Origin of the sequence: Dyadobacter subterraneus (assembly GCF_015221875.1) — a bacterium.
GTDB lineage: Bacteria > Bacteroidota > Bacteroidia > Cytophagales > Spirosomataceae > Dyadobacter > Dyadobacter subterraneus.
Map to the genome: position 1 here is coordinate 4,923,040 of NZ_JACYGY010000001.1, position 16,731 is coordinate 4,939,770.

The 16,731-nt window shown below is 38.9% G+C and carries 14 protein-coding genes and 1 tRNA gene; 12 read left to right on the plus strand and 3 right to left on the minus strand.

From position 1 onward, the window contains the following. Nucleotides 1-235 precede the first annotated feature (235 nt). The 3 genes from katG (at nt 236) to IEE83_RS20600 (ending at nt 4,573) form a co-directional block, all read left to right on the plus strand. Complete coding sequence (gene katG, locus IEE83_RS20590) at nt 236-2,512, plus strand: catalase/peroxidase HPI (RefSeq protein ID WP_194122394.1); 2,277 nt, start codon at nt 236-238, stop codon at nt 2,510-2,512. Nucleotides 2,513-2,871: 359 nt separating this feature from the next. Next, on the plus strand, nt 2,872-3,471 hold the full coding sequence (locus IEE83_RS20595; protein WP_194122395.1) for a short chain dehydrogenase: 600 nt from the start codon (nt 2,872-2,874) through the stop codon (nt 3,469-3,471). Nucleotides 3,472-4,132: 661 nt separating this feature from the next. Then, entirely contained in the window at nt 4,133-4,573 is a 441-nt protein-coding gene (locus IEE83_RS20600) for a transposase (protein ID WP_228101905.1), read from the plus strand. Between the two features lie 427 nt (nt 4,574-5,000). Here the strand turns inward: IEE83_RS20600 and IEE83_RS20605 are convergent, their stop codons facing one another. From IEE83_RS20605 to tilS, 3 genes are all read right to left on the minus strand, one after another. Continuing rightward, nucleotides 5,001-6,065 (minus strand): endonuclease/exonuclease/phosphatase family protein, encoded by a 1,065-nt coding sequence (locus IEE83_RS20605; protein WP_194122396.1) that lies wholly within the window; start codon nt 6,063-6,065, stop codon nt 5,001-5,003. A gap of 299 nt (nt 6,066-6,364) precedes the next feature. Further along, nucleotides 6,365-6,449 (minus strand) — tRNA-Ser (locus tag IEE83_RS20610). A 213-nt stretch (nt 6,450-6,662) separates the two neighbouring features. Beyond that, complete coding sequence (tilS, locus tag IEE83_RS20615; protein ID WP_194122397.1) at nt 6,663-8,006, minus strand: tRNA lysidine(34) synthetase TilS; 1,344 nt, start codon at nt 8,004-8,006, stop codon at nt 6,663-6,665. A 117-nt stretch (nt 8,007-8,123) separates the two neighbouring features. Here tilS and IEE83_RS20620 point away from each other — a divergent pair, with 117 nt between their 5' ends. The 9 genes from IEE83_RS20620 (at nt 8,124) to IEE83_RS20660 (ending at nt 16,729) form a co-directional block, all read left to right on the plus strand. Next, on the plus strand, nt 8,124-9,731 hold the full coding sequence (locus tag IEE83_RS20620; protein WP_194122398.1) for an OstA-like protein: 1,608 nt from the start codon (nt 8,124-8,126) through the stop codon (nt 9,729-9,731). 297 nt (nt 9,732-10,028) lie between these two features. After that, nucleotides 10,029-10,514 carry a T9SS type A sorting domain-containing protein gene (locus IEE83_RS20625; protein ID WP_228101906.1) on the plus strand — a complete coding sequence of 162 codons (486 nt, stop codon included), beginning with the start codon at nt 10,029-10,031 and terminating at the stop codon, nt 10,512-10,514. Nucleotides 10,515-10,587: 73 nt separating this feature from the next. Further along, on the plus strand, nt 10,588-11,511 hold the full coding sequence (locus IEE83_RS20630; RefSeq protein ID WP_194122400.1) for an outer membrane protein assembly factor BamD: 924 nt from the start codon (nt 10,588-10,590) through the stop codon (nt 11,509-11,511). Between the two features lie 56 nt (nt 11,512-11,567). After that, nucleotides 11,568-11,879, plus strand: coding sequence for a DNA-directed RNA polymerase subunit omega (locus IEE83_RS20635; RefSeq protein ID WP_194122401.1), 312 nt, complete (start codon nt 11,568-11,570; stop codon nt 11,877-11,879). Between the two features lie 155 nt (nt 11,880-12,034). Then, nucleotides 12,035-13,240: a bifunctional phosphopantothenoylcysteine decarboxylase/phosphopantothenate--cysteine ligase CoaBC gene (coaBC, locus tag IEE83_RS20640; RefSeq protein ID WP_194122402.1), complete on the plus strand. Its 1,206-nt coding sequence runs from the start codon at nt 12,035-12,037 to the stop codon at nt 13,238-13,240. Continuing rightward, nucleotides 13,237-14,157 carry a type IX secretion system protein PorD gene (gene porD, locus IEE83_RS20645; protein ID WP_228101907.1) on the plus strand — a complete coding sequence of 307 codons (921 nt, stop codon included), beginning with the start codon at nt 13,237-13,239 and terminating at the stop codon, nt 14,155-14,157. The genes coaBC and porD overlap by 4 nt, the downstream gene beginning before the upstream one ends. Nucleotides 14,158-14,201: 44 nt before the next feature. Next, nucleotides 14,202-14,429 (plus strand): LSm family protein, encoded by a 228-nt coding sequence (locus tag IEE83_RS20650; RefSeq protein ID WP_194122404.1) that lies wholly within the window; start codon nt 14,202-14,204, stop codon nt 14,427-14,429. A gap of 176 nt (nt 14,430-14,605) precedes the next feature. Further along, on the plus strand, nt 14,606-16,261 hold the full coding sequence (gene recN / locus IEE83_RS20655; protein ID WP_194122405.1) for a DNA repair protein RecN: 1,656 nt from the start codon (nt 14,606-14,608) through the stop codon (nt 16,259-16,261). 36 nt (nt 16,262-16,297) lie between these two features. Next, on the plus strand, nt 16,298-16,729 hold the full coding sequence (locus IEE83_RS20660) for a viral A-type inclusion protein (protein ID WP_194122406.1): 432 nt from the start codon (nt 16,298-16,300) through the stop codon (nt 16,727-16,729). Nucleotides 16,730-16,731 lie beyond the last annotated feature (2 nt).

Consider the following 16,731-nt stretch of genomic DNA (forward strand, 5'->3'; position numbering starts at 1 on the left):
AGTTACTATTCTTTTTTTGATAAATACAACGGATTATCAGGCATTTGAACAAAATGTCTGTCTGAAAACCAATCTCAGATTGTGTAAAATGTTAATCTCACATTCAACTAATAGATTTTAACTATTGAATTATAGAATTAATCGATTGTGATTATTTCTTTTCATATTATAACTTTATTGCTCTGCACAAAAAACAGTGCTTGTAATTGTTGACTTAACACATGAACTAATCAAAATGGAAAACGAATCAGGCGACATCAGCAAATGCCCATTTCATAATGGTACGCTGAATCAAAAGGATGATGTACAAAAGGTAGGTGGTGCCGGAACCAGAAACCGTGACTGGTGGCCAAACCAGTTAAAACTGAGTATCCTGCGTCAGCATTCTTCCTTATCTAATCCGTTGCAGGAAGATTTCAATTACGCCGAAGCGTTCAAAAGCCTTGATCTGGAAGCTGTAAAACAAGATCTTCATGCATTAATGACCGATTCACAGGATTGGTGGCCAGCAGATTTTGGACATTATGGTCCTTTGTTCATTCGTATGGCATGGCATAGTGCCGGAACTTACCGTGTAGGTGATGGTCGCGGTGGTGCAGGGTCCGGGCAACAACGGTTTGCGCCGCTGAATAGCTGGCCGGATAATGTGAGTCTGGACAAAGCACGCAGACTTCTTTGGCCAATTAAACAAAAATATGGTCAGAAAATATCCTGGGCGGATTTATTGATCCTTACCGGTAATATAGCACTGGAGTCCATGGGCTTCAAAACTTTCGGTTTTGCCGGCGGTCGTGCTGATGTGTGGGAGCCGGATGAAGATGTCTACTGGGGCTCAGAGACTACATGGCTTGGTAATGATCACCGTTATGGACAAGGTTCGGCAGGTGTTGCTGGCCATGGTGTGGTTTCCTCGGATGAAGATCCGGGACGTCAGATTCACACACGTGACCTGGAAAAACCGCTTGGTGCCGCTCATATGGGACTGATTTATGTGAATCCCGAAGGACCCGATGGAAATCCTGATCCGATTGCTTCTGCGAGAGATATTCGTGAAACATTTGGCCGGATGGCGATGAACGACGAAGAAACCGTTGCGCTGATCGCAGGTGGCCATAGCTTTGGAAAAACCCACGGCGCTGCTCCTTCTGACCACGTTGGAAAAGAGCCCGAAGCAGCTGGTTTGGAATCACAAGGATTGGGTTGGAGCAATAGTTACGGTACCGGAAGTGGTGCTGATACTATTACCAGCGGACTTGAAGTAATCTGGACAAAAACGCCGACGCAGTGGAGTAATAACTTCTTTGAAAACTTATTCGCTTTCGAATGGGAACTGACAAAAAGTCCAGCTGGTGCTCACCAATGGGTGGCTAAAAATGCAGACGCCATTATTCCTGATGCTTATGACAGCAATAAGAAACATGCGCCAACAATGCTTACGAGCGATCTTGCGCTGAGACTTGATCCTGCGTATGAAAAAATATCAAGACGCTTTCTTGAAAATCCAGACGAATTTGCAGACGCCTTTGCCCGCGCATGGTTTAAGTTAACACACCGTGATATGGGTCCGCGCGAAAGATATCTTGGCCCGGATGTGCCTCAGGAAGAACTGATCTGGCAAGATCCAATTCCAGCAGTTGACCATGCCTTGATCGACGAAAGTGACATTTCTGCTTTAAAAGCAAATATTCTGGCTTCCGGATTAAGCGTATCCGAACTGGTTTCTACTGCCTGGGCTTCGGCAAGTACTTATCGTGGTTCTGATAAACGTGGTGGTGCAAATGGTGCCCGTATTCGTTTGGCGCCTCAAAAAGACTGGAAAGTAAATAATCCGGCTCGGCTGAAAAAAGTATTAGGTACGCTGGAAAGCATCCAACAGGAATTTAATAGCACACAGTCGGGTGGGAAAAAGGTTTCATTAGCCGATTTGATTATTTTGGCTGGTAATGCAGGTGTTGAAAAAGCAGCGGGAAATACCGTCACTGTTCCTTTCACTCCTGGCCGAATGGACGCTTCCCAGGAACAGACTGACGTTGAATCGGTTGGTTATCTCGAACCGATTGCTGATGGTTTCCGTAATTATCAAAAAGGAAAATTCACTGTTTCAACAGAAGAATTGCTAATTGATAAAGCGCAATTGTTAACGCTAACCGGACCAGAATTAACAGTATTGGTTGGTGGCTTGCGTGTATTGGATATCAATTATGACGGTTCCAAAAATGGCGTTTTCACGACACGTCCGGGTCAGCTTACAAACGATTTCTTCATAAACCTGCTTGATATGCGTACCGCATGGAAACCGATTTCAGAAGATAAAGATGTGTATTTAGGAACTGACCGCAGCACTGGTCAGCCGAAATGGACAGCTTCCCGTGCCGATCTTGTATTCGGTTCTAATGCAGAACTCAGAGCAATTTCCGAAGTATACGGAAGCTTTGACGCTCAGGACAAATTTGTAAAAGACTTTGTTGCCGCCTGGACCAAAGTGACAAATCTTGGTAGATTTGATTTGTAAATTTTGATAGAACAACAAATAAAATGGCCGTTCCGGGAATACTTCGGGACGGCTATTTTTGTATTAACGGATTACAATTTCTTTTCTCTATTTAAAAGCAAAAGATAACCTCTTGTAATCAGTTTATTTTTCGTTCGAGTACCCTTCCACTCCTATCTGAACTTCTAGTTAAGTGTTTTGGAAGACAATTTCGTCAGCTTCAAGTTCTTTTGTTAGTCTAAGTAAAACTTTCACTGTTATATTAGGCTTCTCTTTATGAAGTTTATATATCATAAATTGTCATTCTTGTAATCAGGTAACTAAGGAACAGATTGCCACAAGTTTAGTATTATATAGTTTAAAAAAATAACCTTAAAAAAATGAAAATCATCATTGTAGGTGCCACAGGCACAATCGGAAAACACGTTGTCAAAGCGCTTGAATCCGCGCATGAAATCGTAAAAGTTGGTTCAAAAAGCGGTGACTTTCAGGTCGATATTTCCAGTCTTGAATCCATAGAGTCCTTATTCAAACAAGTGGGACCATTTGATGCGTTAGTATCCGCAGCAGGCGACGCACATTTTGGTCCACTTCCGCAAATGACGGATTCCGATTTCAGAAAAGGTGTAGATAGCAAATTGATGGGACAGGTTAACCTGGTACTTATCGGCCAGAAATATATTAATCCCAAAGGTTCTTTCACGCTGACATCCGGCAGTCTTGCAGAAGATCCAATTATTTACGGTTCTGCGGTAAGTGCTATTAACGGCGCGTTGAACGGCTTTATCAAAGGAGCATCACTTGAACTTGAAAACGGTGTGCGTATTAACGCTGTGGCTCCCGGCGTTGTCGAAGAATCCCCGGCATATTTCCCTTATTTTCCAGGCGATATTCCTGTAAAAATGCACCGTGTTGCACAGGCTTATTACAAGAGTGTTATGGGTGGACAGACTGGGCAGGTTTATTTTGTCCCTGGGTGAGGGTTTGGTGTATTCTAATTTTTATTAGCCTTGGACTTTTGTCTGGGGCTTTAATTCTCTTGACAAGGTTTTATTTAAAAGTGATTTTATTTATCAAGTTACTTGAGTCTTATCCGTGGTCTGTGTCCTCACAGATCTGAATTGAATAGAATTACTTTTTATCCGTGGTCCGTGTCTTCACAGACCGGAATTGAATAGAATTACTTTTTATCCGTGGTCCGTGTCTTCACAGACCGGAATTGACTAGAATTACTTTTTATCCGTGGTCTGTGTCCTCACAGACCTGAATTGAATAGAATAATTACTTTTTATCCGTGGTCCGTGTCTTCACAGACCGGAATTGACTAGAAATTAATTCTTATCCGTGGTCTGTGTCCTCACAGACCTGAATTGAATAGAATTACTTTTTATCCGTGGTCCGTGTCTTCACAGACCGGAATTGACTAGAAATTGCTATTTAATTTGCAAACTCTACACATTTGTTTTAATCACTTACCATTCATAAATTCCAGCATCATTACGCTTCCAGTCCTGTGTCTTCACGCTGACTTTCACAAGTATCCATTTCCACACATAAGTTGCTTTCAATAATTTTGGTCTTTCATGTATCGATTTCTGATTTTATAAGTCTAAGTAAGACATATAAATCAGCTAAAAATTTATGACACCTAATGAGCACCAGGAAAGTAAATATCGTAACTCCCGTATGGATTTTAATCAGGTTTACTTTTGGACGGATACCATAAAAGATTGGAAACATTTACTCAAATCCGACAAATACAAAGACCTTATAATTTCCAGCTGGCAAGAGCTAATAAGACGGAATCAAATTATTATTTATGCCTTTGTCATTATGCCCAATCACTTACATTTAGTTTGGGAAATAAAAGAGCCGAATGGTAAAGAGATGCCCCACGCAAGTTTTAATAAATTTACGAGCCATATGATATTGAAAGACGTAAAAATTAATCATCCTAATGTGTTACCATATTTCAAAGTGGATGAAAAGGAAAGGCAATATCGAATTTGGCAACGAGATCCACTTGCTGTATTAATGGATTCAAAACAGAAAATTGAACAAAAAATTACTTACATACATTGAAACCCACTTCAAGAACGTTGGAATCTGGTATCTCGCCCGGAGAACTACCGCTGGTCTTCCGCAGAATTTTACGAATCTGGCAATGATGCATTTGGTATTTTGACACATTATGGTGAGCGGTTTTAAGATAATAATGTGGTTAGACAATTATCTGATTAGGACCTGTGGAGATCCCGGCCACCGAATTAGTTATTTCGCCAGCTCAAAAAAGGTCTGTGAAGACACAGACCACGGAGTTGTATTCTGACACATTATAGTGAACGTTTTTAAAATAATAATGTGGTTAGACAATTATCTGATTAGGATCTGTGAAGATGTTGGCCACGGAATTAGTTAGTTCGCCAGCTCCAAAAAGGTCTGTGAAGACACAGACCACGGAGTTGAAAAGTAAAGCCGACAAAGTGCTCAGTTCAGTTTCGGAAACAATTCAGGATGGAATTTCCTTATTTATTTTTTCTTCAGCCAATGCAAGCTCCTCCTCGTCAGCCTGAGGTTCTTCCTGCTCTAAAAAGGCGCTTTGTTCGTATTGCAATGCAATAAGGATCGGAAAATGATCCGATGAAAAGTTATCTAATCGTGAAAGTCTGACCAGCTTAAAATCTGTTGAACAGAAAGCATGATCCAATGGAAAACGCAAAAAAGGTATTTTTGCATGAAACGTATTATAAAATCCCCGGCCGATCCTCGGATCCAGAAGTCCGCTTATTTTGGTAAAAAGATCAGTGGTGTAAGACCACGCAACATCGTTCAAATCGCCCACCACAACTGTTGGTTTATTGTTTTCCTGAACCTCTTTGGCTACCAATAACAGTTCTTTATCCCTTTCTGTTGAATGGCTATTTTCTCCTGGTACGGGCGGTGTGGGATGCACACAATACATATCGAAGATTTTGCCGGAAGATAATTTCACACCAGTTTTAATAGAAGGAATCTCATCGTCGACCAAAAACCTGACTTTCGGATTGATTAGTTCAAGTTTTGAATAAAGCAGCATCCCATAAGTATTTTCCTGCGGAGCCAAAACCTGATATGGATATTTGTCGTTTAGCTCTTTTGTCTGTTCATACCAAAACAGATCTGTTTCCAAAAGCAACACAATATCCGGATCATTCTGATAAAGCATTTTCAAACAACCTTTGGTGTTTTTGTTGTCCTGAAATACATTAGAAGAAATAATTGAAACCTGATTATCAGAATCTATCTGCTCGACTTTGAGGATTACCTTTTTTGCAAAAATCGTAAAGGGATAAATCTGATAAATAAGAAAAACAGAATTCGCGATCAGCAGTGACAGAAAGAATATATCAAATGGTGAAGAGTCGAGAAATAAAGAACAATAGACGATGATGACTACCAGATTAAAAAAAAGCTTTTGAATCCGGGGATATTCAAAAACCCGAAAGGCCCAATAATCGTTTTTAATGAGCGGAATTAAGGAAAATAATATTATAACTGCACCACTGATTTGTAGGGCAATTTGAAATGAATGCATACTAAAACTAATGAGTGGTAAGAATAAACTAAAAAGGGTATTCTGGTTATGTTAATTAACCCGATTACCTGAACCGAATCTCGTCACTTAAAATCTTTTTACCAAGAATATAAAAAACCTTTTTAGTAATTCGGATAATATTATTCACTTCCTATAATGCAGGATCACTTGGAAAAACGACTGTCCTGTGAGTTTTTCTAAGGTTTTCTTTTGATATTCCCGCTTCCAGGTGAGTAAGGCGTTTTTAAAACAAAAAACCTGTAAACTTTTGATTTACAGGTTTTTAATTTTCCATTGTGCAGAGAGAGAGGGATTCGAACCCCCGGTAGGTTGCCCTACAACGGTTTTCAAGACCGCCGCATTCGACCACTCTGCCATCTCTCTGTGTGTTACGGCGTATCCGAAACGTGGTGCAAAGGTAAACAGATTTATTTCACCTGCAATAGTCTGTTAAAAATATTATTTGATTTTATTTTTCAATAATTCAATCGAAATAAATAACTGCTTCTTTATTAGAATATTGACTTATTTAAAATTATGAAAAAAAATTTGTCAGGATGAAGTATATTTTTTCTCCGAATTCTAAAATTGATGTTTTCACAAATCTTCTCTAAATCTTATTTCAATAATTTCTTTTGTTAGTTCTTTGATTTTGTAACGCTCATCCGTCCTTAAACCAATCACCCAAAGAATATCTCCATTTCCATTGCACAAAACTTTCGCTTTCTGCTTTTGATTTACATTTAATTTTAAATCAATGAAAAGGTCACTGACTTTTTTTCTTTTCCCTTTCATTCCGAAAGGGAAAAATGCATCGCCTTTTGTCCAGGTTCTTATAACTAGCGGAAAAACCAATTGGGAAAAATCAAGAAAGATTGAACTGGTTTTCTTATCAATTTTGAATATGTCCGATTTTGAAAATTTTCGTAATTCAAACGTCAACTTACCCGTTTTAAATATTCCTTCTTGATAATCAGTTATTAATTCCTCCTCAGCCTCCGAATCTTCCTTTTTTGAAACAATAAAAGAATCTCTGTCTTTTAAAACCAGATGCGTAGCGGAGTGAAATACTTTTCCGGATATTCCTTTGGCTGCCAAAAACATCTCCTGAGCTTGTATATAACTAAAACCAAAATCCTGTAAAATGAACCAGAGCCCATATGCAGGTTCAGGAGAATTTAAAATTGCTTTGATTGAAACATATAAATCCCCATCGATCTCTTTGGTTACTTCTTTTTGCCAAACTTTCAGAAAACTGTTTAATAATATTTCTGCTGATCCGAGTCGTTGGGACGTAACGCCAAAGGTTTTTTCCAAAGACGGATTCATTCTTTTCAAGACCGGCACAACTTCATGTCTGATTAAATTACGCTTATAGTCGTTGCTAAAATTTGAGCTATCTTCCCGAAACACCAATTGATTATCAGATACATATTGCAAAATCTGTTCTTTTGAAGCAAATAATAACGGACGTATTAAATGTTGATTCAAAACAGAAATCCCATGTAATCCTGCAAGTCCGGTACCTCTGGTCAGATTCAGTAATACAGTTTCAAAGGCATCGTTGGCATGATGTGCAGTTGCAACAAAATCTATATTTTGAGTTTTCCTTACTTCTCCAAACCATTGATAGCGTAAATCTCTGGCAGCCATTTGTGTAGAAATACCTTTTTCGACAGCAATTTTTTTGGTCTCAAACCGAGTCACAAAAAATGGAAAATTGTATTGTTCAGCAAGTTGTCTCACAAATAATTCGTCCCCATCCGATTCTGCATCTCTAAGGCCAAAATTGCAATGCGCAATGCTGGCCGCAAAACCGGCACGGTAAAATAAATCAGCTAAAACTACGGAATCTGCTCCTCCGCTCACTGTTAAAAGAGTCGATTTCTCGGAGAGATCCAGCTTTTGTTGGTTAATAAAAGTTAAAAAAGACTCCAACATGATCTGAAGAGATGTATTTGGTGTAATTTTGGCAAAATATCAACAGATATCTTTTACCGCAATCACAATGAATCAGGTACAATTTCCTATTTCAAAGGTAAAAGAAACCATAGCAACATGAAGAAAAAATTATTTATAAAAGTTTGCAACCCTTTTAAACTTTTACGCGTCATATCTATCAAAGACCAGGTTATACGATTGACGTTCTTTACTTTATTGTTTGCCTCGCCATATGTTGTGGCTCAGCAGGTTATCCCTCCTACCCAGGGCGGACAACAGTCTGATATTGTAGAGCTTTTAAAATCTGATGAACTGGAACTGATCAGTGAAAACGGAGTAGATAGTCGCCGTGTCACCAATGGAGTTTTCAAACATAAAGGTGCGTTAATGTACAGCGATCTTGCAATACAAAATGTCAGCACTAATATTATTGAGGCTTATGGAAACGTCAGAATTGTGCAGGGTGACACGATTACCGTTACAGGTGATACACTTCATTATTTTGGGAATACCAGATATGCGATTGTCAGTGGAAGAAAAGCTATACTAAAAGATAAAAAAAGTACTTTGACCACGCGAAAAATTGAGTATGACATGGCTAATGGCATTGCATACTACAAAGTTCCGGGCCGCACAGTTGATATTGAAAATGTACTGACCAGTAATGAGGGTACTTATAATACGAATACGAAAGAATTCAGATATTATAAAAAAGTAAAGCTGGTCAATAAAAAATATACACTCACTACCGATACTTTACTTTATAATTCCGTCACAAAATGGTCTTATTTTAATGGACCCAGTAAGATTGTAAATAAGGACGGTACATTGTTAAGTAAAAAAGGACAGTATAATTCACTCACAGGTGAGTCTGTTTTCCAGACCAGAACCACCGTGGATAATGAAACATACACACTAACCGCAGATTCTCTTTTTGTTGAAGGCCAAAAAAATAATGGTCAGGGAAAAGGAAATGTCGTTATGGTTGCGAAGAAGGATAATACGATTCTGAACGGCGATCACGGATTTTACCGGAAAGCAGAAGGTTTTTCGAAAATATATGGTCATGCGTATGTCCGGAATGTGGTGCAGAAGGATACGCTTTACATAAGAGCTGATACTTTATATTCTTTTGAAAATACCAGAGACAGTACGAGGCGGCTTGTCGGACAAAAGAATGTATTTATATATAAATCGGATTTTCAGGGAAAATGTGATTCAATAAGTTATAACACAGCCGATTCCACAATTTTGTTTTTTAAAAAACCAATTCTGTGGAGTAGTCAGCATTACCAGATGGAGGGCGACACGATTAGCGCATTCCTGGTAAATAATGCGATACACCGGATGTTGCTGAGAAGTAAAGCGTTTGTTATCACCGAAGACACACTGGTTTCCCAGTTTAACCAGGTAAAAGGACGCACAATTAACGCCTATTTCGCAGCAGAAAGTAAATTGAAGCAGGTGCTAGTGGACGGAAATGGGGAAAGCGCTTACTATGCAATTGACGATAAGGAAAAAATGATCGGTTTAAATCGTGTAGAGTGTGGAAAAATGAACCTTCTTTTTGTAGATAACCGTGTAAATAGAATCGCATTTATCACAAAACCGGATGGAAGATTAATTCCTCCAAGGCAAATTAAACCGGCAGAACGTCAATTAGATGGTTTTAACTGGCGGATAACAGACAAACCAACAAAATCGCAGACAACCTGGCGAGAATAATTAAAAAATGGTCGTTTGGTTAAAATCAGGCATGATTATTTTAAAATAAAAAATAAAAGTGCTCGGTCACACAATATATTTTGAAGTTCCAATTTTTTCTGTATATTTTTGTAACGTACTTTTTAATGAGCGTGAAAGAAGTTATTAAAAGTATTCTGTTTTACAGCTATGAAAAGAACTATACTCTGTCTTACTATATGTATCTTATTTGCCTGGACAGGAATCCAAGCCCAGTCTACCTCCACCGGTAGCCGGCTAAACCTATCCCCGAAAAAAAAATCCTTAACAACCGGACAATTGAAATTTTCTCACGTTCCGGAAGTACTTAATTATAAACCACTTTCTGTTCAGAAGCCAATGGCTTTGAACAATTTTTACAGGACACTTTTATTTTCCAATACTGCATCTGTTGAAAGCACAGCGGTATCTACAACAGAAGTGATTGAAAAAAATGTTGAGAAACGTACGCCCGGAATTGAATCTGCGCCACGTGCAGAAGAGCAGTTATACACGAGTGATAAAATAACAGTATCAAATATATATCCCAATCCGGCTAGTGAATATGCTGAGGTTGATTATACAATTTCTTCTGATTTAAGAGACGCAAAATTAATTGTTTACAACGTGCTTGGCTCACAAATGGCCGAATATCCGTTGGTTAAAAATGACAATAAACTTCGCATAAATACACGGGAAATGTCCACAGGCTTATATTTTTATCAGCTGGCATTGGAAGGAAAAAAGGTAGCAACCAAAAAAATGCTCGTTCGCCATCAGCAATAGAAATTAACAATACTATAATCAGCTACACATTCGTTAAGGATGTTGTAGCTTTTTTATTATCTTTGCAGCTATTATGCTAAAAAACAATTTTGCAAGTTACTTCTTGCTTATTTTTGCCGTACTTTTCATTACTTCCTGTAGCAAATTTTCAAGATTACAGAAGACTGGTACAGACCAACAGAAGTATGACGCCGCCATGACTTATTATAAGAAGGGCGACTTTTACCGTGCGGGGCTTCTGTTTGAAGAGCTTATTCCTTTGCTAAAAGGGAGTAACGAATCTGAATTAGCGCAGTTTTATTATGCCTACACTCAGTATCAGCAAGGCCAGTATAATACCAGTCAGTTCTTATTCAAGAAATTTTACGATACATATGCAAGGAGTGATTTCGCCCAGGAAGCTTTGTATATGCATGCGTTTTCACTTTATAAAGATTCCGCCCCGCATAACCTGGATCAGGCCAGTACATTTACTGCCATTTCAGCGATGCAGGATTTTATAAATGCTTATCCTCAGAGCACGTTCCGCGATGAATGTACACGTTATATTCTTGAACTGCGTCAGAAACTGGAATTGAAAGCGTATGACAAAGCAAAATTGTATTACAAAATCAGCGAATTCAATATGATGTCGCTTAAAGCTGCGGTTATCTCAATTGATAACTTCCGTAAAGATTTTCCGGATTCAAAATATAATGAAGAATTATCATTCCTGAAAGTTGAATCACAATATAACCTGGCTTCTAACAGTCTTTACTTGAAGCAAAAAGACCGTTATGCAGACGTCGTTAAATATTACAAAGAGTTGGTGGATAAATATCCAACTGGTAAATATCTTCGTGATGCTGAGAAAATGTATGACAACAGTATTAAAGAACTGGAAATCATAGCGGCGGCAGAAAAAGAACGCCAGAAATTACTGGAAGTTCAACCGGATTCAGGTTCGAAACCAACGAAAGTTACAGCTTCAACAGCTCCTGAACAAAAACAGAACTAGACAGCCGGTTTTCCGGTTTTATATAAAGATTTTTAAACTATATCATCAAAGTAAGCATGGCAACGAATCCATCCATCATTACCCGCGATACGGACAAAATAGCTGACGTAACAGGGAATTTATATGAGTCGGTATCGGTAATCTCTAAAAGAGCCCGTCAGATATCAAGCAAAATGAAAGAGGAACTCAATAACAAGCTTGCTGAGTTTGCATCCGGCGTTGATAATCTGGAAGAAGTTTTTGAAAACCGTGAGCAAATTGAAATCTCTAAATTCTACGAACGTATGCCAAAAGCTGGCAGCATGGCCATCGATGAATTTATTGAAGGAAAAACGTATCACAGTTACAGAGACACTACCGAAGAATAAGATTATTTTTCTATAATAAAACCAGCCGTAAACATTAATTTTGTTCATACGGCTGGTTTTTGCATTTGTCAATAACCGCTTATTTGTTTAACAGAATTCGGTTTCTTTCAACATCCCCTACTCATTAACGTAAACGTGCTTTTGCATTTAAAAGGTTGGATCTAAAAGGCAAAAAAATATTGCTTGGCGTTTCAGGCAGCATTGCTGCGTATAAATCGGCATTACTTGTAAGGTTACTTATAAAAGAAGGAGCAGAAGTTCAGGTCATTATGACGGGTTCTGCACATCAGTTTATAACCCCGCTCACACTTGGCACACTTTCAAAACGTCCTGTTTTTACCAAATTCGTTCAGTCAGAAAACGGTACCTGGAACAATCACGTTGAGTTAGGATTATGGGCTGATATTATGATCATTGCGCCTGCGACCGCAAGAACGCTTGCAAAATGCGCTACCGGAAATTGTGATGATTTATTAACAGCGGTATACCTTTCTGCGCGCTGTCCGGTATTTTTCGCCCCGGCTATGGACGTTGACATGTACCGTCATCCTTCAACCCAAAAAAACATTGAAACTCTTTTAAGCTACGGAAATAAATTAATTGAGGCAGAATTCGGCGAACTTGCCAGCGGTCTGGTTGGAGAAGGAAGGTTGGCAGAACCCGAAAATATTATTTCCCAAATCGTAAGCCACTTTGCAAAAATCCCGGTTGCAAAAAATAAAAAAGTACTCATCACCGCCGGTCCGACAGCTGAACCAATAGATCCTGTTCGTTTCATCAGCAATAGGTCTTCGGGGAAAATGGGATATGCGATTGCAAAAGCCTTTGCGGATGCCGGGGCAGAGGTCAGATTGATCAGCGGCCCTACCAGTTTACCCGTGCCTAATGGAGTAGTTCTCACAAAAGTGAAAACTGCCAGGCAGATGTATGAAGCAACACAGGAATATTTTTCACAATATGACCTTGTAATCTTTTCCGCGGCCGTAGCCGACTACACACCGCTGCATGTTGCGGATCAAAAAATAAAAAAACAAGGTGACCAGATGAAACTGGAATTAGTCAAAACCACTGATATTGCCGGAACGCTGGGAAAGGAAAAAAGAGACGGACAGCTTCTGGTAGGATTTGCCCTGGAAACAGAGCATGAAATGGATTATGCATTGGACAAATTACAACGCAAAAATTTTGATTACATCATCCTGAATTCCTTAAACGATGCAGGATCCGGATTTGCACACGATACCAACAAAATTACCGTTATTGATAAATCGGAAAACGTTTATCGCTTTCCTTTAAAATCGAAACAGGAAGTAGCACAAGATATCTTAAATATTATTCTGACTAAATGGAGCGAAGTATGAAAAGGTTAATATCTCTTTTTTGTTTTACAATGGGTATTTTTTCAGGAAGCGTTTATGCCCAGGAACTTCAATTTACTGTTAGTCTTAATTATGATCAGCTTGTAGCTCAGCAAAAGACGGACCCTGCGTCCATGACAAAGCTTCAATCTTACATCAGCGATTTTTTGAATAATACCAGCTGGACAAGAGAGACTTTTACAAAAGATGAAAAGATAAAATGTAAGCTAAATATAAATCTGACGCGCTCCGTAACGCAGGGAGCTTATGAAGGTACCGCTCAACTGGTTATTGCCCGTCCGGTTTTTAATTCCAGTTATGAAACGGTTCTTTTCAATTATGTAGACAGAAGTTTTACATTTAACTACCTCCCTACTAATCAATTATATTTTAACGAAAACAGCTATACGGACGAATTGCCATTTATTCTGGCTTTCTACGCTTACACAGCTCTCATCTTTGATTTTGATTCTTTTAGTAAACTGGGTGGTTCTCCATACATGCAAAAGGCGTTCAATCTAGCAAATTTAGCTGCAAACGCGCCTTCTCCCGGAAGAGGCTGGGATACGCGGAAAAGTGCAGATTCCAGAAACAGATATTGGCTGATCGAAAATTTGATGAGCCAGCAGTTTATTCCTTTCCGTGAAGGATTATATGCATATTATCGTCAGGGGCTTGATGTAGCTACGGAAAATCCTGCACAGACAAGAACAAAGACCCTGGACTTGCTCACATCAATTAAAGCTGTTGCCCAGCTTCGCCCGGGAAGTGTTGTGGTAAATTCATTTTTCGATTCCAAATCCGATGAAATTTATAGCATTTTAAAAGAAGCCAATCCGGAAGAACGCAAAACGGCACAAACTATATTGGTAAGTCTGGATCCATCCAAAACTCAGTTATATCAAAAATTGTCGCAATAACCGGCATTTCTCACCGTATCAAATCATAACTAAAATTAAATAGTATGAGCAAACGCCTGATTCGTATCGCTTCAAAAAATATTGCATCGGAATTAACAAGCCTTGCCGGACAGGAACTTAATGCCATATTGCAGTCAGGAAAAACATATTCCGGAAAATTAATTTCTGTCAGTAATGAATATCTGACCATGTACGATACTCGTCAGCATACACATAAACTGGCCATTCAGGATTTGTTCGAGGTCGTTTACGATTATAAAGACAGGAACTAAACATCGCAGTGCAGCAACTTCGCTTATTTAATCAGCAGCTTATTCCAAAAAAAACGTTTCAGAACTAGTTCCGTTTCCTATTTGTTGATAACATAACTATATTCGTGTCAAAGACGAACCTTTCTGATACAATTCTGACTTGTTCTCACCAACTTTGACAATCTGCTTACAAAGGCATGCTCTCAAATTTACTTATTAAAAATTACGCCCTGATCAAGCAACTGGAAATGTCGCCGGATCCGGGATTAAATATAATTACAGGAGAAACGGGCGCAGGTAAATCCATTATGCTTGGCGCGATTGGTCTTTTACTTGGCAACCGTGCAGATGTAAAATCTCTTTACGATCCTGCCGAAAAATGTATCATTGAGGGCAGTTTCGATCTGTCAGGTTATGACCTGGCCCCTAATTTCGAAGAAGAAAATCTTGATTTTGCTCAGGAATGTATTGTACGGAGAGAAATTTCGGTGGCTGGAAAATCACGCGCATTCATTAATGACACACCGGTTAATCTTGATACACTCAAAAGAATAAGCAGCCAGCTTCTTGATATACATTCCCAACACGATTCGATTTTACTGGGAAGCAATGAATTTCAATTGCAGGTTGTCGACACTTATGCTGAAAATTATGGTTTGCTTCACGCTTACCGTAAACATTTTCAGGCATACAGAGAGGCAGCGAAAGCTTATGATTCTTTGCAGAAAGAAGCAATCCAGATGAGAAAAGCATTCGACTATGATCAGTTTCTATATCAGGAACTGGCCAACGCCGACTTGCGAAGCGACGAACAAACGCAGCTCGAACAGGAATTAACGATATTGGAAAATGCTGTGGAGATCAGGGAAAAGCTTCAATTGGCCTACTCCTATCTTGATAATCCTGACAGTTCAATCCTTGATTATCTGAAAAATACAGTTACAGCCATTTCACAGGCAAGCCGCCTGGTTCCGGCTTATGAATCTTTGCGTGAAAGGGCTCAGAGTTGCCTGATAGAACTTCGGGATTTGGCTGATGAAATTGATGGTGTAAGTTCTTCTGTTGAAATTGATGAAGGAAGAAGTCAGCTGGTTCATGAACGCCTGGATTTAATTTATCAACTGCAAAAAAAGCATCACACAACGACCGTTGACGAACTTCTGAAAATTCAGCAAGAGCTGGAAAAAAAGGTTGGAACGGTACTAAATCTGGATGAGGCCCTACTAAAAGCAAAAAAGGAAGCTGCAAAAACAGAAGAAGTCATGCTAAAAAGTGCGGCTAATTTGTCAAAAGAACGTCAGAAAGTTCTTAAAACAATCGAGTCGCTTATTATTGAAAGACTGATTGAATTAGGCATTCCGAATGCGTCTTTGTCTATAAAAATTACAGAAATCCAGCCTACAAATGACGGAATCGATTCCATCGCTTTTCTTTTTAGCGGTAATAAAGGAACGCCTTTACAGGAATTAAGACAAGTAGCTTCCGGTGGTGAATTTTCCCGTTTGATGATGGTTATCAAGTATATTCTGGCCGACAGGCGAAAACTGCCTACCATTATCTTTGATGAAATTGATACAGGCGTTTCAGGAGAAATAGCGAAAAAAATGGGTAAAATGATGATTAAAATGTCCGAAAATCATCAGATTATTGCCATCACGCATTTACACCAGATAGCAAGCAGCGGCAAGGCACACTATTTTGTATATAAGGATCATTCATCAGCAAAAACAGTCAGTAAGATAAAAAAATTATCTGTGGACGAACGTGTAATGGAAATCGCACAGATGATCGGAGGTCATAACCCGACAGAATCGGTGATAAATAATGCCCGTGAAATGATTTCCAAAGACTAATAATAATTCTTGGATAACCCTCATAAAATGAATAAAATGAAACAGTATGTATTAGCACTAGGGATAACTTTTTCTTTTTTATCCTGTAATAAAGATGCAGACAAAGTCCTGGAACTGGAAGGTGAAGTGATGACAATCCATGATGAAGTGATGCCACAGATGGACGATATTATGACGCTTAAATCCAGGCTATCCCAAAAAATCATTCATATGGATAGTTTGCAAAATGAAGGAGTTGCGGGAAATAATATTGCGGAAGAACGTATTAAAGCGACAGAAATTAATCAGAAACTGAACGAATCAGATAAGCTGATGATGGACTGGATGCACGAATATCGTGGAGATTCCGCTAAAAAACTGAAACCCGAAGCGGCGATTCTTTATTTCGAAACGCAGAAGAAAAGAATCATTGAGGTAAAAGAAATTACTTCCAAAAACATTCAGGAAGCAAAAACATTTTTAAATTAAGT